We start from the raw sequence: 26096 nt of genomic DNA, 5'->3' as shown, positions 1-26096 counted from the left end.
TTGCTGCTTTTTGCTGTTTCCACTACACATCTCCATGCGTCTGCTGCACACCTCCGACTGGCATCTCGGCCAATCCCTGCATAATTTCGAACGTCATTACGAACACCAGCGTTTCCTCGACTGGCTGCTCGACACCGTCGTCAGCGAACGCGCCGATGCGCTGCTGATCGCCGGCGACATCTTCGACAACGCCAATCCGTCGTCGGCGTCGCAAAAGCAGCTGTACCGCTTCCTGCAGCGGGCCAAGGAACGGGTGCCGCACCTGAACCTGATCGTCATCGCCGGCAACCACGACTCGCCGGGCCGCCTGGAGGCTCCCGGCCCGCTGCTGGAGGCGCACGGCACCCGCGTGGTCGGCGCCGTGCAGCGCGGCGCCGACGGCGCCATCGACATCGAATCGCTGGTGCTGCCGCTGACCGGCAGCGGCGGAGCGGTCGAGGCCTGGTGCCTGGCCGTGCCGTTCCTGCGTCCCGGCGACGTGCCAAGAATGCCGGCCGCCCAAGACAACGAAGGCGCGGCCGACCCCTACCTGGCCGGCATCGCCCTGCTCTACAAACAGGCGCTGGAACTGGCATTGACCAAGCGCCGGGACGGCCAGGCGATCCTGGCGATGGGCCACTGCCACATGGTCGACGGCCAGATGTCCAACGACTCCGAACGCCGCATCGTCATCGGCGGCACAGAGATGCTGCCGGCGGGGATCTTCGACCCCGCCATCGCCTACGCGGCGCTGGGCCACCTCCATTTGGCGCAGGCGGTCGGCAAGCAGGATCACATCCGCTATTGCGGCAGCCCGATACCGCTGTCATTCGCGGAAGTCGGCTACAAGCACCAGATCCTGCGTATCGATATCGACGGCGCGGCGGTTGCCGGGATCACGGCTATCCACGTCCCGCGCGCGGTGGAGTTGCTGCGCGTCCCGGCCAAACCGGCGCCGCTGGTGCAGGTGCTGGAAGAACTGGCGGCGCTGGACGTGGCGGACGCCCCGCCCGACCAGCAACCCTTCCTGGAGGTGCGCGTGCGGCTCGACGCGCCGGAACCCGGCCTGCGCTCGCGCATCGAAGCCGCGCTGGAAGGCAAGCCGGTAAGGCTGGCGAAGATCGAAACGTCCAGCGCCGCGCGCGCGTCGTCCATCGACAGCGACGTGATGACGCTCGACCAGCTGGAGCAGCTCAAGCCGGACGACATCTTCCGCCAGCTTTATCAGCAGCGCTTCGGCAACGACGCCCCGTCCGAACAACTGAGCGCGTTCGCGGAGTTGATGCTGCCATGAGAATCCTGAAAATCGGCGGCAAGAACCTGGCCTCGCTGGCCGGTGAATTCGGCGTGGACTTCGAAAGCGAACCGCTCGCATCCACCGGCCTGTTCGCCATCAGCGGCCCGACCGGCGCCGGCAAAAGCACGCTGCTCGACGCGCTTTGCCTGGCCTTGTACGACGCCACGCCGCGCCTGCTCAAGGTCGCGGGCCGCAACTACCTCACCGACGTCGGCGCCGAAACCGTCTCCACCCAGGACACCCGCACACTGCTGCGCCGGGGCACTGCCGAAGGCTATGCGGAAGTCGATTTCGTCGGCAACGACGGCGCCTCCTACCGCGCGCGCTGGAGCGTGCGGCGCTCGCGCACCAAAGCCGAAGGCGCGTTGCAGCCGACCGTGATGTCCTTGCTCCTGCTGCCGGCGCTGCAACCGGTCGGCGGCACCAAGACCGAAGTGAAGGCGGAAATCGAGAAGCGCATCGGCCTGTCGTTCGAACAGTTCACACGCGCCGTGCTGCTGGCGCAGAACGAGTTTTCGGCCTTCCTCAAGTCCGAGGACAACGAGCGCGGCGAGCTGCTGGAGACCCTGACCGGCAGCACCATCTACACCGAAATCTCGATGCGCGCGTTCGAACGCGCCAAGGTGGAGCAACTGGCGCTGCAAAAACTGAACGCGCGCCTGGCCGACCAGAAGCCGCTCAGCGCCGAGCAGCGTGGCGAGATCGAGGCGCAAGGCCACGCCGCCGCCGAAGCGTTGCAAGGGCTGGAGCAGCGCAAGGCGGAGCTGGAGCAGGAACTGCGCTGGCACAAGCAGGCGGAAAAACTGAAGGAAGACGAACTGGCCGCGCAGCAGGCCAGCGAGTTGGCCGCCGCCGACGTGCAGGCGTCCGCGCCCCGGCGCAGCGCCCTCGCCCGCATCCTTGCCGTGCAGCCGGCCCGCCCGCTGGCCGACGACATCCGCCGCATCGACGCCGACATCGCCGCCACCCAGGCCGCCATCGCCGCCAGCACCCAGGCGGCCGCCGAGGCAGCGCTGGAACTGGAACGCGCCGACGCCGCGCACACGCAGGCCGCCACGCAACTGCTGGAAGCGGAGAACGCCCAACGCGCCGCCGCGCCGCTGCTCGACCAGGCCAAGGCGCTGGATGCGCGCATCGAAGCGATGTTGCCGGCCTACCGCCAGGCGTCCGCCGCATGCGAAAAGGCCGAGCAAGCCGATGCCGCCGCCAAATCGGCGATGCAGTCCAAGCAGGACGAGCGCGTGCGCCTGGACGCGCAGCAAACGGCCGGCGTCACCTGGCTGGGCCAGCACAAACAGTGGAAAACCCTGGCGCAATCGTGGGAGCGCTGGGACGTGCTGTTTGTGCAGGCCGGCCAGGCCGCGTCGCAGGCGGAAAAACTCGGCAACGCGGTCGCCCGCGTGCAGCGCAACGCCAAGGCCCACCGCGACGAAGAGGCCGACGCCAGCGCCAAGCTGGCGACCTCGAACGCCGTGCTGCAAACGCTGGAGGCCCGGCGCCAGGACGCCGCACAGGCGCTGGCCGCGTTCTCCGCCGAGCAGTTGCAAGCGACGCGCAGCGGCGGGGAGCAGCGCCGCGACCTGCTGGCCGGCGCCGAAAAAATATGGATAGAGCTGGAAGCCCGCCAGCAGCGCGGCGCGCAGATCTCGGCGCAGTCGGCGCAACTGCGGCAGGCGATGGAGGCGGCCGAACAGCAACTGGCGGCGGCGCAGCAGGAAAACATCGCCATTCTCGGCGCCTTCTCGCAGGCCGAGCGCTCGCTGAAGCTGGCGGAGGCCGCGTGCGCGGAGAACGTCGAATCGCTGCGGGCCTCGCTGGAAGACGACACGCCCTGCCCGGTGTGCGGCGCGCACGAACACCCCTACCGCCATAACGACGGACCGCTGCAGGCGATGCTCGGCGGGCTGCAGGACGAAGTCAACCGCTGCCGCCGGCAAATGGAGTCCAACGTCAATCGGCAGGCCGCCCAACGCGCGACCGTGCAGGCCAGCCTGGATCAGCTGCAAGTGCTGACGACCGAAGGCCGTGGCGTGCAGCAGGCACTGGAAAAAATACGCGCGGCGTGGAGCGCGCACCCGCTGGTCGCAGCCGCCGGCGTCTCGCCGTCCGAACTGCCGGCGGAATCCGAGCGCACCGACTGGTTCACGTCCGAACTGGAGGCTGCCCGTACGGCCCTGCAAGCGGCCGAGCGGCAGGAACGCGCGCTGCACGCCGCCCGCAATGCCCGCGACCAGGCGCAATCGGCCTGGGATGTGGCGTCGGCGGAGCACGCGCGTCTGCAAGGTGTGGCGTCAAGCGCGCAGACCGCGCTGGCACTGGCCAATACAGAATACAAGGCGCTCGAAGACCAGCGCATCGAAGTCGCGCTGACACTGAGCGCGCTGCTGTCGGACCTGGACGCAGCCTTCAGCGGCGGCGACATCCCAAGCGACGAATGGAAGGACGACTGGAAAACCGGGCCCGCCCGCTTCCACGCGGCGCGCCAGGCCGAAAGCAAGCAGTGGCTGGCACAGCGCGCCGCCTACGATGAGCGCAGCGCCGCCATGGCCACCATCGACGTCGAGCTGAAAGGCTTGAACGATGCCCTGGCCAAGACCGGCCAAGACGCGCTCGGCGCCCGCGAAGCCTGGAACGTCGCCGACGCCGCGCTGCGCGCCATGCAGGAGCAGCGCATGGAACTATGGGGCGGCAAGCAAGTGCGCGAAGTCGAACAGGCGCTCCTCACCGCCATCGACGGCGCCAGGTCGCAGTTATCCAGCCGCCAGCAGGCGGTCCAGCAGGCCACGCAAACCAGAACAAGGTTGGACGAGGCGCTGGCGCAAGCCGGCCATCGTCTTGCCGCGTTGCGCGACGCCGCCACGGCAGCCGCCAGGAATCTGGAAGACTGGCTGGCGGCATTCCAGCAGCGCCAGCCCGCCGACGACGACGAACATCATCTGCGCGATCTCGACCAGCTGCACGCCCTGCTCGCCCACACCGCCGACGACATCGACGCCCGGCGCGACGCGCTGCAAGCCATCGACCGCGCCGCCGACAACGCCGTCACCGTTTTGAAGGAACGTCAACGCCAGCGCGAACAGCACCAGTTGTCGGCGCCGCCAACCCGCATGCCCAAGACGGTGACGACGGAAGACGAAACGCCCGATCCGGCCGATATTCCCGACCTCCCGGACTCGCCGGTCGCCGCCCTTGCCTCAGCCCTCAATGAACTGATGGCCGAACGTAAAGCCGTCCACGATGCCGCGACCGCGCTGCAACTGGCGCTGGCGCAGGACGACGCCAAGCGCCGGCAATCGCAGGCGATGCTGGTGGAAATCGAACAACAGGAAGCAATCGAACAGCGCTGGTCGCGCATGAGCGATTTGATTGGCTCGGCCGACGGCAAGAAGTTCCGCAACTACGCGCAGCAGTTCACGCTGGACGTACTTCTCGGCTACGCCAACGCCCACCTGAACCACCTCGCGCGGCGCTATCAACTGGAACGCATCAACAATCCGGCCAGCCCTTCGCTGGCACTACTGGTGCGCGACCAGGACATGGGCGGCGAAATGCGCTCCGTGCATTCGCTATCGGGCGGCGAATCGTTCCTGGTGTCGCTGGCGCTGGCCCTGGGACTGGCCTCGCTGTCGTCGAACCGGGTGCGGGTCGAATCGCTGTTCATCGACGAAGGCTTCGGCAGCCTCGATGCGGAAACGCTGCGCGTCGCCATGGATGCGCTGGACGGCTTGCAGGCCATGGGTCGCAAGGTCGGCGTCATCTCCCACGTGCAGGAGATGACGGAGCGGATCGCCACCAAGATCCTGGTGCAGCCGTCCGCCGGCGGCCGCAGCACCATCACGGTTATGTAAGGGTGGCGCCACAATTTGCTATTATTAGTGCTCCAGTTCGGAAGCGACTTTCATGAGCATTGGCGCCATATCAACCAGTTCCGCGATCCAGCCGCCCGAGCGCGCAGCGCCCCGGTCGCGGGAGGATGCGTCCGCGCCGGTCGATTCCAGGACCGCCGCCACCGGTGGCGCCTCCACCACCACGCTGACACCCGAAGCACTGAAACTGATTGACGAGCTCAAAGCGCGCGACGCCGAGGTGCGCCAGCACGGGCAGGCGCATTTGGCGGCGGCCGGCGGCCTGGCCGTTTCCGGCGCGTCCTATACCTATCAGCGCGGCCCGAATGGCGTCAATTACGCTATCGGCGGCGAAGTGCAGATCGACACCTCGCCCGGCGGCACGCCCGAGGAAACCATCGCCCGCGCGGCGACCATCCAGGCGGCGGCGCTGGCGCCGGCCGGGCCGTCCGGCCCCGACCGCGCCGTGGCCGCCCAGGCGCAGCAAATGGAAACCCAGGCCCGCGCGGAACTGGCGCAGCAGCAGTCACAGGAGGCGACAGGCGCTACCGGGCAACAAACGCAATCGACCGCATCGGAGCGCATGCGCCGCGCTTACGGCGCCGAACCGGTGTCTCAGCCCGCGCTGAATGTCTATGCATAAGAGCCGCAGGCGAGTGATAAAATCCCGCCTTCGCCTCCCGCTTCCGGAATCAATCATGTTAAAAGCACCACGCACCCTCACCTTCAAATGCGCCAAGTGCGCCAAGGCGGTACAAGTCCGCCTGCAGAAAGTCTCGGCCTGTTCGCACATCCAGCCTTACCTGGGCATTTGCGCCTGCGGCGAGGTAAAACACCACGCCATCGGCCAAAAAGACGCGGTCGCGTCCTACCTCGCGGCGCCTGAAGGCTGGACCCACCACCACTAATAGACGGTCGGCCCTCAAGTTTTCCGGCGGACGACCGTTATATAAGTATTACTAAACGGAAACTGCCATGTCCACTCTCTCCGCACTCGGCGCCCGTGCTTTGCCGGCGTCCTACACTGCCGCCACGCCGCAAAACGACGGCAAGACCACCGGCACGCCCGCCACGCAAAAGAGCAACAGCGCAGCGTCCTCGCCGCTTTCCCTGTCCAGCAACGCGCTGGACATGCAAAAACGTGTCGCCTCGGTCGGCACCGCCACCGTCGATTTCGCCGAAGACCTGATGAACAGCTTCACCCAGGCCCTGTTCGGCGACGACGCCAAAGGCGCCACCATCGACTTCGACTCGGCCAGCCTGGACGCCTCGTCCAGCTACGCGCTCGGCGTGCAGCAAAGCTCGGGGCCCAACGGTACCCGCTCGCTGGCCGCCTTCAGCTTGAACGACAGCGCGCACTTCATCGGCAAGGGCACGATCACCACCGCCGACGGCCGCAAGTTCGACTTCGAGGTCGAAGTCAAATACGAGTACCAGCTCGACGCAGCCGCCAGCCAAACCACCGGCGGCAACGCGCCCAAGGCCGACAAGATTGGCAACAACGCCAGCGAGCGTGCCAACGACCGCGCCGGCGACAAGGCCGGCAACAAGCCGCAAACGGTCGACCTGCCGAGCGTCCAGCTGCCGAACATCGACTTCGCCGGCACCCTGGCGGACCTGTTCCAGCTGATCGGCCGCGATCTTCAATCGGCGCTGTCCACCACCGGCGACGACGGTAGCCAAAACGGCGACGCCGTCGACCGCAACGCGCTGCGCAGCCTCTCGCTGCGGCTGCTCAATCTGGTCGACAGCAAGGAAGCCAGCACCAACACCTACACCGCGCCGACCCCGGCCGACCAGGCCAAATCGGCCGCCGCGTATGGCGGCCAGGCCGGCGCCGCCGACAAGGTGACCGGCGGCCCGTCCGGCGCCGTCGATCCGGCGGTTGAAGCGGCCAAACCGGCCGCCTTGGCCGCAGCCGATGCCGACTCGGCGCCGCCCGCCACCGTCGCCGCCGATGACGGCAAAGGCGCCGGCACCGCCGCCAGCTGACCGCCAAGTATAATAAGCGCCTCGACACACGGAAACGCCGCAGGGATGATACGCATCCCCGGCGTTTTTTGTGCTTGTTTTTTTCTCATCATTACATCCGCCTAGCCGCTTCTTTACCGATTGCCTGACATGCCCGTACAAACTCCCTCCTCCCCGATTCCGCAGCAGATACACTGGGAGGAAAACGGCGTGCAATGCTCCGCGCGCTGGCGCTCCGAGGCCGGCATGCCGCCGCCCAAGCGCGTGATGATCGCCGACGACCGCACCAACGCCGATGTCGCCTACCGCCTGGCCTGCGAAGGCACGGCCCTGCTGTGGCGCGGCGACTTCCAGAACGCCCGCCAGCTGCTGCAAGCGCTGGCCCGCCGCGCCGACGTCAAAGGCAAACCGTCCAAAAAAGCCAAGCCGGCCAAGGCTCCGGCCACGCCGACCGAAGCGTTCCACCTTCACCGCCAGGCGCAATCGCAGCGCGCCCGCACCCTGGCCATGCTGCTGATCCCCTTCGACGCCGGCTATACCATCCCGCTGCGCCGCGCGCCGGATGTGCAACTGGCCTGCAACGAAGCCTACGGCCGCTTCGAAGAACCGTTCATCGCCTCGCTGCGCGAGCTGCTTGGCCTGATCGGCGCCCACGAATGGCGCCGCACCGGCGTCGAGATTCCTGCGCTGGACGCACGCATCCACCCGCACTACGGCGTGTTCTCGCCGGTGCGCGGCGAATACGTCGAGCTGGTGGCCAATACGCCGCTGCCGGCCGGCGTCAAGCTGGCTTATGACATCGGCGCCGGCACCGGCGTGCTGTCGGCGGTGCTGGCCAAGCGCGGCGTCGCCCGCGTGATCGGCACCGACCAGGACCCGCGCGCGCTCAGCTGCGCGCGCGAAAACCTGGCGCGCCTCGATCTGGACGGCCAAGTCGAACTGCTGCAAACGGACCTGTTCCCCGAAGGCCGCGCGCCGCTGGTGGTGTGTAACCCGCCGTGGGTGCCCGCACGGCCGAGCTCGCCCATCGAATACGCCGTTTACGATCCCGACAGCCGCATGCTGCGCGGCTTCCTGGCCGGCCTGGCCGACCACCTGACGCCGGGCGGCGAAGGCTGGCTGATCCTCTCCGACCTGGCCGAGCACCTGGGCCTGCGTCCGCGCGAGGAGCTGATGGCGTGGATCGCCGCCGCCGGCCTCAAGGTGCTCGACCGTCACGACGTGCGCCCGACGCATCCGCGCGCGGCCGACACGACCGATCCGCTGCACGCGGCGCGCGCCGCCGAGGTGACGTCGCTGTGGCGTTTGGCCGCCGCGTAAGCCGGAGAAAATATTGGCCCTTGCGGATCGAGTCAGGCCTGTGTATAATTTGGGCCTCAGACGCGGGGTGGAGCAGTCTGGCAGCTCGTCGGGCTCATAACCCGAAGGTCACAGGTTCAAATCCTGTCCCCGCAACCAAATTCAAAAAGCCGTTGATTCTTGCAAAGGAATCAACGGCTTTTCCGTTTTCAGCATCGACCCGCGCGCCACGACTATCTCGTCGCTAGCCTTGCGCGTTTGATGATATCCTTGCCACTCTTGAGCTTGCCAAAGCGACATCAATGTCCTGGACAAAAATTCTATGCAGCTGAAAACCCGCAACAATATCAACGTCCATGGCGATGGCGACGCGACCATGGTGTTGGTCCACGGTTTCGGTTGCGACCAAAGCATGTGGCGCCATCTGGTCCCAGCCTTCCAGGACCAGTACAAGCTGGTGTTATTCGATCTGGTCGGCAGCGGCGGCTCGGACCTGTTGGCCTACGACAAAACCAAATATTCCACCCTGCAAGGCTACGCCGACGACCTGCTGGAGATCGTCGACCACTATGCGGCCGGGCCGGTGGTCTTCGTCGGCCACTCGGTCAGCGCCATGATCGGTCTGCTCGCCTCCAACGTGGCGGCGTCCAAGTTCGCCGCGCAAATCATGGTGGGCCCGTCCGCGTGCTACATAGACGACGAGAACTACCGGGGCGGCTTCTCGCGCGCGGACATCGACGACCTGCTCGACACGATGGAGAGCAATTACCTCGGCTGGTCGAGCAACATGGCCCCGGCCATCATGGGCGCGCCCGACACGCCGGAACTGGGCGTGGAACTGACCAACAGCTTTTGCCGCACCGATCCAGACATTGCCAAGCACTTCGCGCGCGTCACCTTCCTGTCGGACCACCGCGCCGACCTGGCCAAGTCGACCACCCCTACCCTGATCCTGCAATGCACCGACGACCTGATCGCCCCGAAGGAAGTGGGCGATTTCATCCACCGCGCCATTCCCGGCAGCCAGTTGGCGATGATCGAGAACGTCGGGCACTGCCCGCACCTGAGCGCGCCCGCCGCCAGTATCGACGCCATGCGCGCCTATCTGGCCGGGCTGCGCTGACCCCATGCGCGAGCGCCGCAGTTCGGCCTGGGACCTGTGGGAGGACGCGCCGTGCGGCCTGCTGATCGCCGCGCCACACGGCACGCTGCTGCGCGCCAACGCCACCGTGTCGCGCTGGCTGGGCTACGATTTGGCCGAGCTGATCGGCCATAAGCGATTTCCCGACCTCATGCCCATGGGCGCCCGCGTGTTCTTGCAAACACATTGGACGCCGCTGCTGCAAATGCAAGGCTCGGTGTCCGAGGTCCAGCTGGACCTGCTGCACAAGGACGGACGGCGCATCCCGATGATGCTGAGCGCGATCCGGCGCGAGCGCAACGGCGTGGTGCAGGATGAAATCGCGCTGTTGATGGCGGCCGATCGCAAGCTCTACGAGCGGGAACTGCTGGCGGCGCGCGCCAAGGCGGAGGCGGCCACCAACGACCTGGAACTGGCGCAGGCCCGGCTGCGCCAGGCCAACGGCGCCATGGCCGCCGAGGACCGCCGCAAAGACGAATTCCTCGCCACCCTGGCGCACGAGCTGCGCAATCCGCTGGCACCGATGGCCAACGTCATCGCCACCATGGAATTGCGCGGCGCCGACGCGCCGCCGTCGGGGCGCGAGCTGGGGGTGCTGACGCGCCAGGTCGCGCAAATGACGCGGCTGGTGGACGACCTGATGAACGTATCGCGCATCAGCCAGGGCAAGATCGACCTGCGGCTGGAACCGGCCGACCTGGCGCAGACGCTCAAGTTCGCCGTCGAAGAGGCGATGTCATCGATCCACGCGGCCGGCCAGTCGCTGCGCATCGATCTGCCGGCCGGCGCGATGTGGGGCAACGTCGACCGGGCGCGGGTGACGCAGATCGTCGCCAACCTGCTCAACAACGCCAGCAAATACAGCCACCGGGGCGCCTATATCGAACTGGTCGCGCACGTGTCCGACGGCAGCGCGGTGATCCAGGTGATCGACGACGGCATGGGCATCCCGGCGGACCAGCTCGGCAATATTTTCGACATGTTCTCGCAGCTGACGCCGGCATTGGACCGCGCCCAGGGCGGCTTGGGGATCGGCCTGTCGCTGGTGAAGGGCCTGGTCGCGCTGCATGGCGGCGAGGTCTCGGCGCACAGCGCCGGTGTCGGCCATGGCAGCTGTTTCACGGTCCGCCTGCCCTTGATCGAGCCGCCAGCGGACGCGGTGGAAGAGGAACCGCCGCCGCCGCCCGCAACTAGCAGCCTCGCGGCGAGCATCGTCATCGTCGACGACAATGTCGACGCGGCCGAGACGCTGGCGGCGGCGATGGAAATGCTGGGCTACAGGACGATCGTCGCCAACAATGGGCAGCAGGCCTTGCGCGCGATCGCCGAGTCGCTTCCGCAGGCCGCCATCCTGGACATCGGCCTGCCGGACATGAACGGCTACGATCTGGCGCGGAAGATCCGCAGCGAGCCGTGGGGCTGCGAAATCGCGCTGGTCGCCGCGACCGGCTGGGGCCAGGAATCGGACAAGCAGGCCGCCAGGGACGCCGGCTTCGACCTGCACTTCACCAAGCCGCTGGATTTCATGAAACTGGACCAGCAACTTCGGCCGTTAATGCCAAACGTCGGGGGTCAAGTCTGACATTCCGACACGTGCTGAACATTATTACTGACGAGGGCGTGTACGAATGTCAGACTTGACCCCCGAAGGTATTTTTACATTCCGACATATTCATTTGCCCCTGCAAATGCCACAATCATGCTTTTTGGCAGCTCAGGAGGCATAGTGAAGAATACGGACCCGGTCGAAACGCAAGCGCAGCAGGACGCACCCGCCAACCCGGCGCGCCGCCGCATCTTCCAGGCCGCCGCCGCGACCGGCCTGGCCACTTCCCTGCCCGTCCTGAGCGAGGCCGCGCCCGTCAGGCTGCCGGTCAAGGGCTCGCTCGACGCCAAACTCAAGGCCAACGTCAAGAACGTGGTGGTGATCTACCTGGAAAACCGCAGCTTCAACAACCTGTTCGCCAACTTCCCCGGCACTGCGGCGCCCTTGTCGGCCGCGCCGGCAGCCGCCTGCCAACAGCGCGACCGCAACGGCGCCGTGCTGCCGGCGCTGCCCAAAATCTGGGGCGGCATGGTGCCCACGCCGCAGGACATCGGCGGCAAGAAATACGTGCTGAAGGAAGACGACATCAAGGACTTGCCGAACGCGCCGTTCAAACTGGCCGACGTCGAAGGCAAGCCGCTGCCCGAGGCGGTCATCACGCGCGACCTGTGGCACCTGTTCTACCAGAACCAGATGCAGATCAACGGCGGCAAGAACGACGGCTTCGCCGCGTGGGGCAACACCGGCGGCATGGTGATGGGCTACTACGGCGAAACCAGCAAAAATCTCGGCCTGTGGAAGATCGCCGAGCAGTACACCTTGTGCGATAACTTCTTCATGGCGGCCTTCGGCGGCTCCTACCTGAACCACCAGTTCCTGATCACCGGCCGCACGCCCGAGTACTTCAACGCGCCGCAGACCGCCGCCAAAAAGAAGATCGCGGTGCTCGACGACGGCCCCACCGGCATGCGGCTCAGCGTGACCAAGGACAGCCCGGCGTCGGCGATGGACGGCATGCCGCTCTACGTCAACAACGGCGCCATCACGCCGGACGGCTACGCGGTCAACACCATGGCGCCGCCCTACCAGCCGAGCTACATCCGCCCTGCCGCCGGTGGCGACAAGCTGCTGGCCGATCCCGACGACGCCGGCACCCTGCCGCCGCAAACCTACGACACCATCGGCGACCTGCTGTCGGCCAAGAAGGTCGGCTGGGCGTGGTACGGCGGCGCGTGGCAGGCTGCGCTCGACGCGCGCGGCGGCGGCGAAAAGCCCAACTTCCAGTACCATCACCAGCCATTTAACTATTTCCAGCAGTTCGCGCCGGGCACCGCCGCGCGCGCCGAGCACCTGCGCGACGCCGGCATGGGCGACAGTCCGATCTCGAACAAATTCATCGCCGACGCCATCGCCGGCAAGCTGCCGGCCGTGACCTTCTACAAGCCGCAAGGGAATCTGAACCTGCACGCCGGCTATTCCGACATCGAATCGGGCGACGCCCACATCGCCAACGTCATCGAGCACCTGAAAAAATCCCCCCAGTGGAAGGACATGGTCATCGTGATCACCTTCGACGAGAACGGCGGCTGGTGGGACCATGTGGCGCCGCCCAAGGGCGACCGCTGGGGTCCGGGTTCGCGCATTCCGGCCATCGTGGTGTCGCCGTTCGCCAAGAAGGGCCAGGTCGACCATAGCTTCTACGACACCACGTCGATCCTGCGCTTCATCACCCGCCTGCACGACCTGCCGCTGCTGCAAGGGCTGAAGGTGCGCAACGAGGCCTTCGCGGCGCGCCAGGCGCCGCCGCCGGGCGACCTGACGGGGGCCTTGAGCTTCCGCTGAGATTCCCCTTGGGGCCGCGTGGGTATGCTACAATCGCGGTTATTACCTCACTGAGCCCGACTCCTGCAGCCGGGCTTTTGTTTTGAGCGGCGCATTTTCGATGGCGCCGTGGGCACGAGATTTTGAAATGAGAGATAAAAAAGATAACGCTACGTTCGACCTGCCCGGTTTCAGCCCGGCCGCGCCGCTCGAACCGGAAGCGAAGCGTCCACCGGCGCCCCGCGCCAGGCGCGCGCAGCTCAAGCAGGAACAACTCGAACTGCTCGAACCGACCGACGCCAGCGGCTTGCCGGTCTGGGTCCGCGACGAATCCCTGGACCTGACCGGTTTGCCGGTGTGGGCGCCAAACTAAGCTTCACCCAATCACCACCGCACACAGCATCAGGGCCGGAACGGAGCCTGTTAGACTGTGCTTACGTCCTTTTTGAACAGGCCTGACATCATGACCTCCCCCGACACCACCACGCCGGATGGCGACAATACCGCCTTCGCCAGCCTGCCGCTGACCGCCGAATTCCTCGCCAACCTCGACTCGCTCGGCTACAAGTCGATGACCACCATCCAAGCGCAAAGCCTGCCGTCGGTGCTGGCCGGACGCGACCTGATCGCCCAGGCCAAGACCGGCAGCGGCAAGACCGCCGCCTTCGGCATCGGCATCCTGGCCAAGCTCAATCCAGCCTGGTTCGCCGTGCAGGCGCTGGTGCTGTGCCCGACGCGCGAACTGGCCGACCAGGTGGCCAACGAGTTGCGCCGGCTGGCGCGCAGCACCGGCAACGTCAAGGTGCTGGTGCTGACCGGCGGCTCGCCGATGCGCCCGCAAATCGCCTCGCTCGAACACGGCGCCCACATCGTTGTCGGCACCCCGGGCCGCGTGCGCGACCACCTGGGCCGCAATACGCTGGACCTGACCAAGGTCGAGACCCTGGTGCTCGACGAGGCCGACCGCATGACCGACATGGGCTTCTACGACGAAATCGCCGGCATCGTCAGCGCCTGTCCGAAGCGCCGCCAGACCTTGCTGTTCTCGGCCACCTATCCGGACGACATCCGCCGCGCCACCGATTCCTTCCTGGCCGATCCGGTCGAAGTGACCGTCGAGGCGCAGCACGACAACAGCAAGATCGAACAGCTGTTCTTCGAGATCGGCTTCGACCAGCGCACCGCCGCCGTCGGCAAGCTGCTGGGGCACTACAAGCCGGCGTCGGCGATCGCCTTTTGCAACACCAAGGTGCAGTGCCGCGAGCTGGCCGACGACCTGCGCGCCAAGGGCTTCTCGGCGCTGGCCTTGTTCGGCGAACTCGAACAGCGCGAGCGCGACGAGATCCTGGTGCTGTTCTCCAACCGCAGCTGCTCGGTGCTGGTGGCAACCGACGTCGCCGCGCGCGGCCTCGACATCCCGAATCTGGAGGCGGTGATCAACGTCGACGTCTCCAAGGACACCGAGGTGCACATCCACCGCGTCGGCCGCACCGGACGCATCGGCGAAAAAGGCCTGGCGCTGTCGCTGTGCGCGCCCAACGAAAAGAAATGGGTCAAACTGATCGAGGAATACCAGGGTTCGAAGGCCGAGTGGTTCGACCTCGATAGCCTGGACGGCGACGACTACGGCGTCGATCCGGCGCCGATGATGACCCTGGTGATCTCGGGCGGCAAGAAGGACAAGCTGCGTCCGGGCGACCTGCTGGGCGCGCTGACCGGCGACGCCGGCCTGAGCAAGGAACAAGTGGGCAAGATCAACGTGTTCGAGTTCCAGACCTACGTGGCGATCGACCGCCGCGTGGCCTACGAAGCGTTCGACCGCCTCAGCAAGAACAATCCGCTGGGCGGCGACTTCGGCGCCATCAAGGGCCGCAACTTCAAGATGCGCTTCATCGAGGCGTAAGCCGTCCGGCTAGCGCGCAGGCGCCGGCGCCGGCGCCTGCGCCGGTTCGCCGCGCGGCCGGTCGGCGCAGCACGGCTTGAGCAGCACCATCCCGGCGCTCGCTTCGGCCACGATCGCGCCGTTGTCGGAAATCGCCAACGCCGAGCCAACCACCAATCCGGCCGGCGCGTTGCGCAGCCGCTTGTTCAGATCGATCATCCCATCTTGCGCGGTCCAGAGGAATCCCCGATCCTGGCCCGACGCGTCGCGCGACCTGCCGACCACCTGCCCCTTGTTGTTGACGTCGAACGCGATCGAAGCCGCCCCGCCCAGCGTGCCAAGATCGACCATGCCGCCGGCGCGCGTCCACGACATCGCGTGCTGGCCCTCATCCGGAAAGTTGATCAGGCCGGCGATGCGGCCATGGTCGTTCATCGCCGTGACAATCGACTCGCTACCGCCGGCCGTGCCCAAGTCCCGCATGCCGGTGGCCGCCGTCCACAGGAAAGCGCGGATGAGCGCGGTCTCCCCGGCCAACGACACATAGTTCCCGGCGACCTCGCCACCGGCACCCACCACACCTGCTGACGAATCGCCCTCTGCCAGCGTGTGGATGTCGACCATCCCCGTTTCGCGCCGCCAGACGAACGCGTGGCGCCGCCCGCCCGGCTGGTCCGACGCCCCGCCGATCACCCCGGCGTCGTTGATCGCATCGCCGAACGAGATGCCTTCGAAGCCGGTGCCGAACGCGCCCAGGTCCTCCATGCCGTCCCCCACGCTCCAGCGGAACGCATGCGGCGGCACGGGTCCGTTGGCCCAGGAAGTTCCCGTGACCACGCCGTGGTTGTTGATGGCTGCGCCATCCGATTCGCCGTGCCCCGGCAACGCGCCCAGATCGATCATGCCGCCATCGGCATCCCAGACGAAGGCGCGGTGGTTCTCTGACGTGAGGTAGGACCGGCCGACGATCTGTCCCGCGTCGTTCAACCCCTGGACCCAGGTGATCGGGCCGCCGAGCGTGCCGATATCGCGGACCCGGGTGCCGTCATAAAAGAAGCCGCGCTGGCCTTCGGCGGTTTCCAGTCCGAAGGCGGCCTGATCGTTGGAATTGATGCGAGGTAGGCTGGTCAGGAGCGTCCCCGGGTGCAGCACGATGACCCGGTACAAGGCCGGCGCGGGGTGCGCACTGGTTGATTCCGCATCAAGCTGCTGCGCGTCTTGCGCCGTGGCCGCCGCGCTAACGCTCAGCAGCGCCACCAGCAGGCCCGACAAAAACCGCGCGGCGCACCGTGCCGGCTGTGGCGCCGGGCTTGCAATGATGGATGGCATTCTTTTCTCCTGATGAGTATGAGAAACCGGTCGCGGCGGCGTTCGGGCGGCCACCGCGATCGGACATGCCTTGAGTGTGGGGCGCGGGCTCGACGCAACCATGAACCGCATCAGTCAACAGCTTGAGGCAGATCAATGCGACACGCCGATTGCCCAAACTAAATTGAGCCAGGAAAATTTGTTAGCGCCGCTCCGCGCGCGGCAGCAACGCCGTCAGCACGCCCAGCGGCAGACGGGAACCCAGCTTGTAGCCGTAGGCGACGCCGGCGGCGTCGGCGACGTGGCCCGTGGCGGCGTCGCCTACCATACTCAGCGACGCTGCGTCGGCGGCGGCGGGTTGCGGGCCGGTTCCTGCGAGGATCGGGCCGGTTGCCCGGACGGCTGCGTTTGGTTGCCTTGCGCGCCACCGCCGCCACCCTGGCCCTGGTTGCCGCCCGTCAGCGGGGCGCCCTGCTCGGTACCCACGCCTTGCGGCGCGGCTGCGCCCGCGCGCGGACCGGAGGCGTCGGCCCGCGCCGCCACGGCCGGCCGCGCGACGGAACCGGCGGCGACATTGGTCCGCAACGCCGGCGCCTGCGCCGTCTGCGCTGCATAAAAAGCGGCCAGGGCAGCGACATCCTGCTCGCCCAGGCGCGCTGCGATGGTCGGCATCTGTCCGCTGGGATCGGTCTTGCGCGCCCCGCTCTTCCATTCGGCCATCGCCGCCGTCAAATAGGCGGCATGCTGGCCGGCCAGGTAGGGATAGGCCGGCGCCTCGCCCGCGCCGTTGGGGCCGTGGCAGTTGATGCACGCTTGCACCTGGAGTTTGTCGTCGCCCTGGTTGGCCAGCGCCAGCGCGCGTTTTTGCCGTGCGGCGTCCCGCTTGGCGGCGACGGCGCCCGGCTGCGCGCCCGCCGCCTTGGCCGGGTCGACACTGGCATACCACGCGCTGCTGTCGAGGCGCTGTTGCGCAGTCATCGCCTTGGCGATCGGCGACATCACCGGGTTGTCGCGGCGGCCATCCGCGAAGGCGCTCATCTGCCGTTCCAGATAAAACGGCGGCTGGCCCGCCAGACGCGGAAAACCGGCGGCAGCGTTGCCTTCGCCCTGCGCGCCATGGCAGCTGATGCACGCGGTGACGCCGTCGGCGCCCTGCTCGGCGAGCTGCCGTCCGCGTTCGGCCGAGGCCGGCTGCCGGGCTTGCTGCTGGGGCTGCTGGGGCTGCCGGGGCTGCTGTAATTGCTGCGGTGCCGGCCGCGCAGCGGGTGCCGGCGCGGGCGCCTGCCGCGCCAGCGCCGGCATCGCCAACAACGCCAGGAAGGCGACCAGCGCGGCCACTGCGCACGCGAACACCAGGCACCGGCCGGCAAACAACCAACGCCGGGCGTTCATGCCTGCACCATGGGGCCGGGCGACTTCAGGTAGCGCTGCACGATGGCCTCGGCCGCCATATAAGCGAGCGCGCCAACGGTGTCGGTTGGATTGTAGGACGCGTTCTGCGGGAAGTTGGAGGCGCCGATCACAAACAGGTTGGACACGTCCCAGCTCTGCAAATAGCAGTTGACCACGCTGGTGCTGCGGTCCGCGCCCATCACCGTGCCGCCGGTGTTGTGGGTGGTCTGATATTGCGTGACCGTGTAAGGCCCCTTGCGCCCGGCGCCGTTGACCTGGCGCGCGCCCATCGCGCGGCCGATCTCGACCGCCTTGCCCGTGACGTAGGCCGACATGCGCAAATCGTTGGCCGGGAAGTCGAACGTCATGCGCAGCAGCGGCAGCCCCCACGCGTCCTTGTAGGTCGGGTCGAGGTCGAGGTAGTTCGCGCGGTGCGCCATCGAACTGCCGTGAACGTTGAGCACCGACGTGTGGTTGTAGTGGCGAACCACGGCGCTTTTCCACTTGCCGCCCCACGACGGCGTGCCCGGCGGCGTCGGATGGAACTCGATCGGACGGCCGTTGGTCATCACCTCGCCGACATAGGCGCCGCCGATGAACTTGTGCGGCCCGTGGTCGAAATTGTCGCCGACGAAATCGGCGATCACCGTCCCGCAGGCGCCCGAGCGCATGAAGGGATTGATGTTGGTCTTTTCGTCAAAGAACACCTGCACCGAGCTCATGGTTTGGTAGGCGTAGTTGCGCCCGACCGTGCCCTGGCCGCTGCGCGGATCGTACGGGGTACCGATCCCCGACAATAACAGCATGCGCACGTTGTTGAGGGCGAACGAGCCCAGCACGACCAGCTTTGCCGGCTGCTCGAACTCGCGTCCGGCCGCGTCGACGTAGGTGACGCCGGTGGCCTGGCGTTTGTCCTTGCTCAGATTGATCCGCAGCACCTGTGCCTGCGTGCGCAAGGTGAAGTGGGGGTCCTTGAGCAGCACCGGCAGCAGAATCGTCTGCGGCGACGATTTGGCGTAGTGCTCGCAGGCATAGCGTTCGCAGTAGCCGCAGAACATGCACGTGCTCAGCTGCATGCCTTCCGGATTGGTGTAGGGCTGGCTCAGGTTGGACGACGGTTGCGGAAACGGATGGTAACCCTGCTGCGCGGCCGCCTTGCGGAACAGCGCCGAACCGTACGGCTCCTTCATGGGCGGGGTCGGATAGCCGCGCCGGCGCGCATCCTCGAACGGATTGCCGCCTGCGATTTTCTTGCCGCCGATGTTGCCCGCCAAGCCGCTGACGCCAAGCAGATACTCGAAGCGGTCGTAATGCGGCTCCATGTCGGCCGCCGTCACGCCCCAGTCCTGTATCGTCAGCCCGGGATCGGCAAAGCGCGCGCCATAGCGCTCGGTGGTCAGGCTGCGCATGCGAAAATCGCTGTCCTGGAAGCGGTACGTCTGGCCGTTCCAATGCACCGCCGCGCCACCCAGCCCCGTCCCCGGCAGAAAACTTTCCCAACGTCGGATCGGCAGCGCCACCTGGTCGGCCCGGTTGCGGAACGTCACCGCCTCCTTGGTGTTGTCCTGCATTAGTCCTTTGCGCACCGAGTAGCGCAGCTCGTCATGCATTTGCGGTCCCTGGAAATCAGGCACCGTGAATTGCGGCCGCCCGCGTTCCAGGCCCACCACTTTGAGGCCGGCGCGCGTCAGCTCGCGTCCCAGCATGGTGCCCACCAGCCCGACCCCGACCAGCACCGCGTCCACCTCCGCCAGTTTGGTCGCCATCACGCCCCCCGCTTGCCGGAGTGCTGCGTGGACACGGGATGCAGGTGGATGACACCGGCGCCGTTGTCGCCCATGCTGATCGGCGCGCGCGTGTAGGCCACGCCATGCTGGTCGACCAGGTCGTAGAAGCTGGCGTAGGCGCCGGGAAAGCCGATCATCTTCCAGGACGCCATGTCCTTGTTGCCGCCGTAGACCGGATCGCTGAAGTAGCCCTCGATGGTGAGCGCCAGCAGCGATTCGAAAAACACATGGGCCGGCACGCCGTGCAGATCCTGCTTGCCGTTTTGCAGCGATTCGAGATACAGATCCTGGCGCGGACCGGGCAGCGTTTCGAACGCGCCCTGCTTGCGGCCCTGCAGCTCTTCGCGCGCGCCGCGCAGCGCGTTGCGGAACAGCTCTGCCGGCGTGAACGGCAATTGATAGCCCTGGCTGGCGTCACCCGGCTGCCAGGGACCGCTGCGGTACAAGCGCTCGCCGGCGCCCCACGCGCCGGCCAGTTGCCGGTCGATGTACACCGGCACGCCAGCCGCGCGCGCGCCGGGGCCGTTGTCGTCCTCGGGAATCAGGCGCTCGGTGGCCGCCTCGATCCAGCGCATCTCGTCGGGGTTGAAAAACAGCGCCGCGCCGGAGTGGGCGGCCGGCGTTGGCGCCGGCGCCGCCTGCGCGACCAGCGCCGGCGCCTGGGTCAGCGCGGCGGTGGCGCCGCCGGCCAGTTTGAAAAATCCTCGTCTGGAAATTTTTGTCATCGGGCCTCCTGCTGAGTGTCTGGGGAGACCGCGCCAGCTAAACGTGGCGCGGCCGCATCGTTAAATTGTATGAGCCGGCGACGCCGGTTCCGATTGAAACCGCGACAACGCCAGCAAAAAAGAAGCGGAGTGTGGCCGCCCACGCCACAGGTTTTCCGGCGATCATTTAAAAACATGCACGCTGAAAAGATGGATAATGCGGGACGATGAAAACAGGAAAGGAAGAGCGATGCACAAGCTGATTGCGGAGCTGCGGCGTCTGTATTTAACCAACGACCGGCGCTACCCCGACGCCGATCTCGAGCGCCACCTGCGCGGCGAGCTGGGCATGGCCGTCGACCTGGCGGACGCCGAGGGCATGGCACGCGCGCTAGTGATCAACTTCGTCAAGCGCCCCGGCGACGAACACTGGAGTCAACTGTGCGCCACCGCCAACGCGCTGCAAACCGAACTCGGGTTGCCAGCGCCGGCGGTCAGCGTTTCGGGCGGCGACAGCTATGGCTTGTGGCTGTCGCTGGAAAAGCCGGTGCCGGCGGCCCGCCTGCAACAGCTGAAAGCCTTGCTGCACCAGGCTTACTTTCCTGAACAGCCGCTTGAGCTCGACAACGCGGCGGTCGAATTGCCGCCATGCATACACCAGCCCGGCGGTCTGTGGGCGGCCTTCATCAATCCGGGCATGGGCGCCTCGTTCGCTGACGAGCTGGGGCTGGAGATGGCGCCGCCGCTGACGGCGCAGGTGGCGTTTCTGGAGGGACTGCGCGGCATCACCGGCGCCGAGCTGGAACACGCGCTCGCGGTGCTGCAGAAGCCGCTGGATGCGGGCGAGGCCTCAACGCCAGCGCCAGCGCCGATGCCGGCAGCCATGGTCAACCCGCGTGGCGACGACAACGGGCTGCTACTGAAGGACGCTTCGATCGAACAAATCGTCCGGCACCTGCAGGAGCGCAACATCGAACCGACCCTGCGCTTCCTCAAATAACGCTGCGATAACTTATCTGACCGCCAGCGACACGCTGGGCGGGAACTGCGGCGCGCGCCGGTGCAGGGTGGCTTGCTCGTACGAGTAGGCCATGCGGATCAGCGCCGCGTCGCTGTAGGCGGCGCCGACGAACGACAGCCCGACCGGCAGGCCATGCACATACCCGGCCGGCACGGTGATGTGCGGATAGCCCGCCACCGCCGCCGGCGACGAGAAGCTGCCGGTGAAATGGTCGCCGTTGACGAAGTCCGTCAGCCACGCCGGGCCGCCGGTCGGCGCCACCAGCGCGTCGAGCCGGTGCTCGCGCATCACGCGGTCGATGCCCTCGGCGCGCGCGTAGCGGTGGTTGTTGGCCAGCGCCTCGCGGTAGGCGGGCGTGTCGAGCCCGCCCTTCTGCTGCGCCCGCTCCAGCTGCTCCTGGCCGAAGTAAGGCAGCTCCTGCTGGCGGTGTTTCTGGTTGAAGGCGATGACGTCGGCCATGTTGGCCACCGACGCGTTGGGCGCGTACTCCTTCAGGTAAGCGGCCAGGTCGGCCTTGAATTCGTACAGCATCACCTCGGTCTCGGTCTCGCCGTACTTGTTCGCGTTCGGCACCTCGGTCTCGATCAGCACCGCGCCCTGCGCGCGCAGCTCGGCCAGTGCTTTTTCGATGACGGCGTCGACCTCGGCGTTCTCGCCGAAGAAGTTGCGCGCCACGCCGATGCGCGCGCCTTCCAGCCCGCCCGTGCGCAACGATTCCGTGTAGTCGCCGCCCTTGCCCGCGCCTTCCCTGGTGATCGGGTCCTTCGGATCGACGCCGCTGATGGCCGCCAGCATCAGCGCGGCGTCGGCCACGCTGCGCGCCATCGGGCCGGCCGTGTCCTGCGAATGGGCGATCGGGATGATGCCGCTGCGGCTTACCAGTCCCAGGGTCGGCTTGATGCCCACCAGGCCGCAGATCGACGCCGGCGAAACGATCGAACCGTCGGTCTCGGTGCCCACCGCCAGGGTGGCCAGGCCGGCGGCGATGGCCGCGCCGGAGCCGGAGCTCGAACCGCTGCAGTTGCGGTCGAGCGAATACGGATTCAACGTCAGTCCGCCGCGCGCGCTCCAGCCGCTGACCGAATGCGTCGAGCGCATATTGGCCCATTCGCTCAGGTTGGTCTTGCCGATGATGACGGCGCCGGCCGCGCGCAATTGCGCGGCGACGTGGGCGTCGCGCGCCGCCCGCACGTTCGACAGCGCCAGCGAGCCGGCGGTGGTGCTCATGCGGTCGCCGGTGGCGATATTGTCTTTTAATAGAACCGGAATGCCGTGCAGCGGGCCGCGCACGCGCTTCAGGTGGCGCTCGCGGTCCATCTCGAGCGCGATCTTGAGCGCCTCCGGGTTGATTTCGATGATGGCGTTGATGCGCGGGCCGGCCTTGTCGATGGTGCGGATGCGCGCCAGGTATTGCGACGTCAGCGCGTGCGAGGTCAGCTTGCCGGCCTCCATCATCTGCTGTTGTTCGCGCACGCCGGCGTCGAGAATGCCGCCGGCATGCTTGCCGGCCGCCGCAGGCGCGGCCTGGGCCCGGGTTGCGCCGGCGGCGCCCGCCGCGACGCCGATTCGAACGAACTGCCTGCGATCCATACCGTCCTCGTGAATGGTAACCCTGATGATCCGGCGATCACCAATACGCAAAATTTGTTGCGTCGCATTAATATATCAGCGCGTTGTCACCACCACCACAAAAATTACTTCTATTTCAGCAATTAATTGCATTTGACCTACTTTTAGGCATAAAAAAAGCACGCCGGCTGCCGCGGGCGTGCTTTTTTGCCACAAAATCGCCGATGTTCGGCGATTATTGGCGCATCCGGATCGAAACCGGTAACGAACTAAGTGACAAACTTAGTTGCGAACGATGCGCTTGTATTCGTTGGTGCGGGTGTCGATCTCGATGACGTCGTCCTGGCTCACGAACAGTGGCACTTGAACGGTGTGCTGCTTCGATTCGATGGCGTTTTCGATCTTGGCTTCTTTCAGGACGTTGCCCGAAGTGTTGCCCTTGACCGCAGGCTCCGAGTACACGATCTGGCGCGCGATGGTGGTTGGCAGTTCAACCGAGATCGCCTTGCCGTCGTAGAACACGGCTTCGCATTCCATACCGTCTTTCAGGTAGTTCAGCGCGTCGCCCAGGTTCTCTTCTTCGATTTCGTACTGTTCGTAGTCCGCGTCCATGAAGACGTACAGCGGATCGGCGAAGTACGAATAGGTCACCGGCTTTTTGTCCAGCACGACCACGTCGAACTTGTCGTCGCCGCGGAAGACGTTTTCCAGCGGGCTGTTGGTCAGAAGATTCTTCATCTTCCATTTGTACGTGAAGCCCGTGCGGCTCGAACCGTTCACATCGGAGCGCAGCACGATGAATGGTTTGCCTTCGACCATGATGATATTGCCAACACGAATTTCTTTTGCAGGTTTCATAGGGAGTGTACGTAAAAAGTAGGTTGCGTAAAAATCATCTGTCGCCGGGCCAAAAGCCGTCAGCTCACGGTTGATCCAGTAAAAATGTGCGAGATTAACCCGGCATTATACCCGGCTTTTCCCGCGACGCCTATCTCAAGCTGCCGGCGAAACGCATCAGGTTGGCGGCCAGATCGCCGTTGGCCAACATCTGTTGCCGCCATTCTTCCGCGCGCGCGGCCATTTGCGGCATCGCCGCGTGGAAGGCGCGCCACAGGGCCGTTCCATCGCCCTGCCCGCCGGCCGTCGGCGCGCCGTTCCACTCCAATGCAAATTGTTCCAGCGCTGGCAAGGCGGTGGCGTAGCGTTGCAGGAAGGCGCGCAACTTCTTGTGGTGCAAATTCTCATCCTGCGGATAGATGTGCCAGACAAACGGCTTGCCGGCCCACTGGGCGCGCACGAAGGAGTCCTCGCCGCGCACGAAGTTCAGGTCGCAGGCCCACAGCAGTTTGTCGTAGTCGGGCTGCGGCACGAACGGCAGCACCCGCACCGTCAACGCGCCTTGCGTGGCGGCCGCGCCCGCCGTGGCCGGGCCGCCGAGGAACGCTTGCACCGCCTCGGCGGCGACGCCTTCGGGCACCAGGCAAACCATGGCCTCGCCGCCCTGCCGCCAGGCGTCGAACAAGGCCGCGACCGGCGCGTGCGGATAGCAGAACAGCGACACTTTGATCGCGGCCTGTTCGCGTGGCGTCACGCCCAGCCCGCCCAGGAAGGCGGCCATCGCCGCCGGGTCCGACTGGAACGCCAGCCGCTCGGGTTCCAGCGCCGCCTCGCGCAGCAGGCCGCCGGTCTTGTCGGTAAAGCCGGGGAAAAAGAAATGCTTGGTCAGCGGCAGGCGCGGATGCGGCGACGTCAGCCGATGGCAGCCTTCGACCCACTCCTCCGCCGTCAAGCCTTCCAGGTTGAACCAGACCGGACGCGGCGTGCACTCGGCCATCGCGGCGATGTAGCCGGGCGGGATGTCGCAGGCGAAGAACTCGATGACGATGTCGGCCACGTCGGCAGCGTCGTAGATACCGTCCTGGTCGCGCCAGTGGCGCACGGTGACGCCGTCGATCAGTTGGCTGTCGGCGTCGAGCGCCACCTGCGGACACAGGCGCCGGAAGCTGACCAGATCGTCCACCCAGAGCCGCACGTCGAGCGCGTGCTCGCGCCGCAACTGGCGGGCCAGGCGCCAGCAAATGCCGATGTCGCCGTAGTTGTCGACGACACGGCAAAAGAGATCGAGGCTGCGCAAAGTCATGATGGGGGACGGTTTAAAAATGAGGCTGGATGATACCTGATTAACGTACGAAGGGAACCAAGAATACCAAAACTTCGCCTCGCGCCGCAGGTCCAATTCCTTCCAGCCCAGGACCTCCTCAACGCGCGCTTGCAGAACGACGGAGAACAATAAAAGGTCGCGCCTGGTGGCGGCGCGCTGGTGCTGGAACCAACGCAATCCACAAACGAATCAATAACAAGGAGATGTCATGAATGAGTTTCAACAATACTATGGACAACAACTAGCGCCGCAACAAATGGGCCAGATGGGTCAGATGGGTCAGATGGGGCCGATGGGCCAGATGGGGCCAATGGGCCAGATGGGTGGCTTGGCGCCGATGGGCTTCCTCGGTGGCATGTTCGGCGCCCCGCTGGGTGGCCTGATCGGGCGCGGCATCGGCGGCCTGTTCGGCAACGCCAAGCTGGGCAACCAGATCGGCCAGCTGGCCGGCGGCATCGGCGGCTCCTTCCTGCCACTGGGCGCCGATCCCGTCAGCGCCGCCTACGCACAACAAGCGCAGCAACAACAGCTGCAACAACTCCAGCTACAACAACAATTACAGCAGCAACAGATGATGCCGCAACAAATGATGCAACCCGGCGACCTGTCGGCGCAAGGCTGGTTCGGCAATATGGTGAAGCACGTGGCGCGGCCGTTGGGCGGCGCGATCGGGGGCGCCTTCGGTCACGCCGGCATGGGCAACGCCATCGGCGGCATCGCCGGCCAGTTGGGCGGCATGCTGCCGTTCGGCGCCGATCCGATGTCGATGGCCTATATGCAGCAGGCGCTGCAAGAAGCGCAGATGCAGCCTCAAAGTCTCATCGGACCGACTCCGGGCTCTGGCGGCACCGGCTGGCTGGCCAATCTGTGGCGCAACCGCTTCCCCAACACCTTCACCGGCCTCCCTCCCGGCAACAGCGGCATAGGCGGTTCGCGCATGTTGCCGTTCGGCGCAGATCCGATGGCGCAGGCCTACGCCATGCAGGAGGCCCAGATGCAACAGATGCAGCAGATGCAGCAGATGCAGGATCCACAGGGAATGATGCCGCAAGGGGGATGGTTCGGCAACCTGATCAAGCACGTCGCCCAGCCATTGGGCGGCGCCATCGGCGGCGCGTTCGGCAACGCGGGAATGGGCAATACCATCGGCGGTATCGCCGGGCAACTGGGCGGCATGCTGCCTTTCGGCGCCGATCCGGTCATGGCCGCTTACGCCCAGCAAGCCGCGCAGCAAGCCCAACTGGCACAGTTGGCCCAGCAGCAAGGCGGCAACGGCGCAATGTACGGCGGTCAGCAAACGCTGCACTGACGCCGCACTGACACGCTGAGGCGACGGCGCCGCACGCCGTTCTTGCCCTCCGACGGCCCCGGCC

Annotated in this window: 20 protein-coding genes and 1 tRNA gene; 14 read left to right on the top strand and 7 right to left on the bottom strand. The window is 66.4% G+C overall.

The features are described 5' to 3' along the window. Positions 1-34 precede the first annotated feature (34 nt). The 12 genes from NHH73_11635 to dbpA all read left to right on the top strand — a co-directional run bounded on the left by NHH73_11635 (position 35) and on the right by dbpA (position 14802). Positions 35-1273 (top strand): exonuclease SbcCD subunit D C-terminal domain-containing protein, encoded by a 1239-nt coding sequence (locus NHH73_11635; protein USX28883.1) that lies wholly within the window; start codon positions 35-37, stop codon positions 1271-1273. After that, on the top strand, positions 1270-5124 hold the full coding sequence (locus NHH73_11630) for an AAA family ATPase (GenBank protein ID USX28882.1): 3855 nt from the start codon (positions 1270-1272) through the stop codon (positions 5122-5124). The genes NHH73_11635 and NHH73_11630 overlap by 4 nt, the downstream gene beginning before the upstream one ends. Before the next feature lie 52 nt (positions 5125-5176). Then, positions 5177-5764 carry a catalase gene (locus NHH73_11625; GenBank protein ID USX28881.1) on the top strand — a complete coding sequence of 196 codons (588 nt, stop codon included), beginning with the start codon at positions 5177-5179 and terminating at the stop codon, positions 5762-5764. A gap of 55 nt (positions 5765-5819) precedes the next feature. Beyond that, the gene (locus tag NHH73_11620; protein ID USX28880.1) at positions 5820-6029 is read left to right on the top strand and encodes a hypothetical protein; all 210 of its coding nucleotides are present in this window, start codon (positions 5820-5822) and stop codon (positions 6027-6029) included. A 67-nt stretch (positions 6030-6096) separates the two neighbouring features. Then, positions 6097-7113, top strand: a complete 1017-nt coding sequence (locus NHH73_11615; GenBank protein USX28879.1) for a hypothetical protein — start codon at positions 6097-6099, stop codon at positions 7111-7113. A 129-nt stretch (positions 7114-7242) separates the two neighbouring features. After that, positions 7243-8412 carry a class I SAM-dependent methyltransferase gene (locus NHH73_11610; protein ID USX28878.1) on the top strand — a complete coding sequence of 390 codons (1170 nt, stop codon included), beginning with the start codon at positions 7243-7245 and terminating at the stop codon, positions 8410-8412. A 61-nt stretch (positions 8413-8473) separates the two neighbouring features. Continuing rightward, positions 8474-8550: transfer RNA gene (locus NHH73_11605), tRNA-Met, on the top strand. Between the two features lie 163 nt (positions 8551-8713). Next, a complete protein-coding gene (locus NHH73_11600; GenBank protein ID USX28877.1) occupies positions 8714-9514 on the top strand; it encodes an alpha/beta hydrolase in 801 nt (266 codons plus the stop codon). A gap of 4 nt (positions 9515-9518) precedes the next feature. Further along, positions 9519-11114, top strand: a complete 1596-nt coding sequence (locus NHH73_11595) for an ATP-binding protein (protein USX28876.1) — start codon at positions 9519-9521, stop codon at positions 11112-11114. Between the two features lie 144 nt (positions 11115-11258). Beyond that, positions 11259-12920 (top strand): acid phosphatase, encoded by a 1662-nt coding sequence (locus tag NHH73_11590; GenBank protein ID USX28875.1) that lies wholly within the window; start codon positions 11259-11261, stop codon positions 12918-12920. A 127-nt stretch (positions 12921-13047) separates the two neighbouring features. Then, positions 13048-13272, top strand: coding sequence for a hypothetical protein (locus NHH73_11585; protein ID USX28874.1), 225 nt, complete (start codon positions 13048-13050; stop codon positions 13270-13272). A 90-nt stretch (positions 13273-13362) separates the two neighbouring features. Beyond that, entirely contained in the window at positions 13363-14802 is a 1440-nt protein-coding gene (gene dbpA, locus NHH73_11580) for an ATP-dependent RNA helicase DbpA (GenBank protein ID USX28873.1), read from the top strand. 9 nt (positions 14803-14811) lie between these two features. Here the strand turns inward: dbpA and NHH73_11575 are convergent, their stop codons facing one another. The 4 genes from NHH73_11575 to NHH73_11560 all read right to left on the bottom strand — a co-directional run bounded on the left by NHH73_11575 (position 14812) and on the right by NHH73_11560 (position 19993). Then, complete coding sequence (locus NHH73_11575) at positions 14812-16110, bottom strand: hypothetical protein (protein ID USX28872.1); 1299 nt, start codon at positions 16108-16110, stop codon at positions 14812-14814. A gap of 309 nt (positions 16111-16419) precedes the next feature. Continuing rightward, complete coding sequence (locus NHH73_11570) at positions 16420-17481, bottom strand: c-type cytochrome (GenBank protein ID USX28871.1); 1062 nt, start codon at positions 17479-17481, stop codon at positions 16420-16422. Then, positions 17478-19247: a GMC family oxidoreductase gene (locus tag NHH73_11565; protein USX28870.1), complete on the bottom strand. Its 1770-nt coding sequence runs from the start codon at positions 19245-19247 to the stop codon at positions 17478-17480. The genes NHH73_11570 and NHH73_11565 overlap by 4 nt, the downstream gene beginning before the upstream one ends. After that, a complete protein-coding gene (locus tag NHH73_11560) occupies positions 19247-19993 on the bottom strand; it encodes a gluconate 2-dehydrogenase subunit 3 family protein (GenBank protein USX28869.1) in 747 nt (248 codons plus the stop codon). The genes NHH73_11565 and NHH73_11560 overlap by 1 nt, the downstream gene beginning before the upstream one ends. A 229-nt stretch (positions 19994-20222) precedes the next feature. Between NHH73_11560 and NHH73_11555 the strand changes: the two genes are divergently transcribed. After that, positions 20223-20972, top strand: coding sequence for a hypothetical protein (locus NHH73_11555; GenBank protein USX28868.1), 750 nt, complete (start codon positions 20223-20225; stop codon positions 20970-20972). A 12-nt stretch (positions 20973-20984) separates the two neighbouring features. Here the strand turns inward: NHH73_11555 and NHH73_11550 are convergent, their stop codons facing one another. The 3 genes from NHH73_11550 to earP all read right to left on the bottom strand — a co-directional run bounded on the left by NHH73_11550 (position 20985) and on the right by earP (position 24702). Beyond that, complete coding sequence (locus NHH73_11550; protein ID USX28867.1) at positions 20985-22583, bottom strand: amidase; 1599 nt, start codon at positions 22581-22583, stop codon at positions 20985-20987. Positions 22584-22844: 261 nt separating this feature from the next. Next, the gene (locus NHH73_11545; protein USX28866.1) at positions 22845-23420 is read right to left on the bottom strand and encodes an elongation factor P; all 576 of its coding nucleotides are present in this window, start codon (positions 23418-23420) and stop codon (positions 22845-22847) included. 130 nt (positions 23421-23550) lie between these two features. Further along, positions 23551-24702, bottom strand: coding sequence for an elongation factor P maturation arginine rhamnosyltransferase EarP (gene earP, locus NHH73_11540; GenBank protein ID USX28865.1), 1152 nt, complete (start codon positions 24700-24702; stop codon positions 23551-23553). Positions 24703-24931: 229 nt separating this feature from the next. Here earP and NHH73_11535 point away from each other — a divergent pair, with 229 nt between their 5' ends. Further along, positions 24932-26032, top strand: coding sequence for a hypothetical protein (locus NHH73_11535; GenBank protein ID USX28864.1), 1101 nt, complete (start codon positions 24932-24934; stop codon positions 26030-26032). Positions 26033-26096: the final 64 nt, after the last annotated feature.

This window comes from Oxalobacteraceae bacterium OTU3CINTB1, assembly GCA_024123955.1.
In the GTDB taxonomy this organism is placed as follows: Bacteria; Pseudomonadota; Gammaproteobacteria; order Burkholderiales; family Burkholderiaceae_D; genus Rugamonas.
This window is presented reverse-complemented; position numbering and strand designations above follow the sequence as displayed.

Coding starts and splice junctions, on each gene's coding strand:
- NHH73_11635 (USX28883.1), top strand. CDS start 35: ATGCGTCTGCTGCACACCTCCGACTGGCATCTCGGCCAATCCCTGCAT.
- NHH73_11630 (USX28882.1), top strand. CDS start 1,270: ATGAGAATCCTGAAAATCGGCGGCAAGAACCTGGCCTCGCTGGCCGGT.
- NHH73_11625 (USX28881.1), top strand. CDS start 5,177: ATGAGCATTGGCGCCATATCAACCAGTTCCGCGATCCAGCCGCCCGAG.
- NHH73_11620 (USX28880.1), top strand. CDS start 5,820: ATGTTAAAAGCACCACGCACCCTCACCTTCAAATGCGCCAAGTGCGCC.
- NHH73_11615 (USX28879.1), top strand. CDS start 6,097: ATGTCCACTCTCTCCGCACTCGGCGCCCGTGCTTTGCCGGCGTCCTAC.
- NHH73_11610 (USX28878.1), top strand. CDS start 7,243: ATGCCCGTACAAACTCCCTCCTCCCCGATTCCGCAGCAGATACACTGG.
- NHH73_11600 (USX28877.1), top strand. CDS start 8,714: ATGCAGCTGAAAACCCGCAACAATATCAACGTCCATGGCGATGGCGAC.
- NHH73_11595 (USX28876.1), top strand. CDS start 9,519: ATGCGCGAGCGCCGCAGTTCGGCCTGGGACCTGTGGGAGGACGCGCCG.
- NHH73_11585 (USX28874.1), top strand. CDS start 13,048: ATGAGAGATAAAAAAGATAACGCTACGTTCGACCTGCCCGGTTTCAGC.
- dbpA (USX28873.1), top strand. CDS start 13,363: ATGACCTCCCCCGACACCACCACGCCGGATGGCGACAATACCGCCTTC.
- NHH73_11575 (USX28872.1), bottom strand. CDS start 16,110: ATGCCATCCATCATTGCAAGCCCGGCGCCACAGCCGGCACGGTGCGCC.
- NHH73_11570 (USX28871.1), bottom strand. CDS start 17,481: ATGAACGCCCGGCGTTGGTTGTTTGCCGGCCGGTGCCTGGTGTTCGCG.
- NHH73_11565 (USX28870.1), bottom strand. CDS start 19,247: ATGGCGACCAAACTGGCGGAGGTGGACGCGGTGCTGGTCGGGGTCGGG.
- NHH73_11560 (USX28869.1), bottom strand. CDS start 19,993: ATGACAAAAATTTCCAGACGAGGATTTTTCAAACTGGCCGGCGGCGCC.
- NHH73_11555 (USX28868.1), top strand. CDS start 20,223: ATGCACAAGCTGATTGCGGAGCTGCGGCGTCTGTATTTAACCAACGAC.
- NHH73_11550 (USX28867.1), bottom strand. CDS start 22,583: ATGGATCGCAGGCAGTTCGTTCGAATCGGCGTCGCGGCGGGCGCCGCC.
- NHH73_11545 (USX28866.1), bottom strand. CDS start 23,420: ATGAAACCTGCAAAAGAAATTCGTGTTGGCAATATCATCATGGTCGAA.
- earP (USX28865.1), bottom strand. CDS start 24,702: ATGACTTTGCGCAGCCTCGATCTCTTTTGCCGTGTCGTCGACAACTAC.
- NHH73_11535 (USX28864.1), top strand. CDS start 24,932: ATGAATGAGTTTCAACAATACTATGGACAACAACTAGCGCCGCAACAA.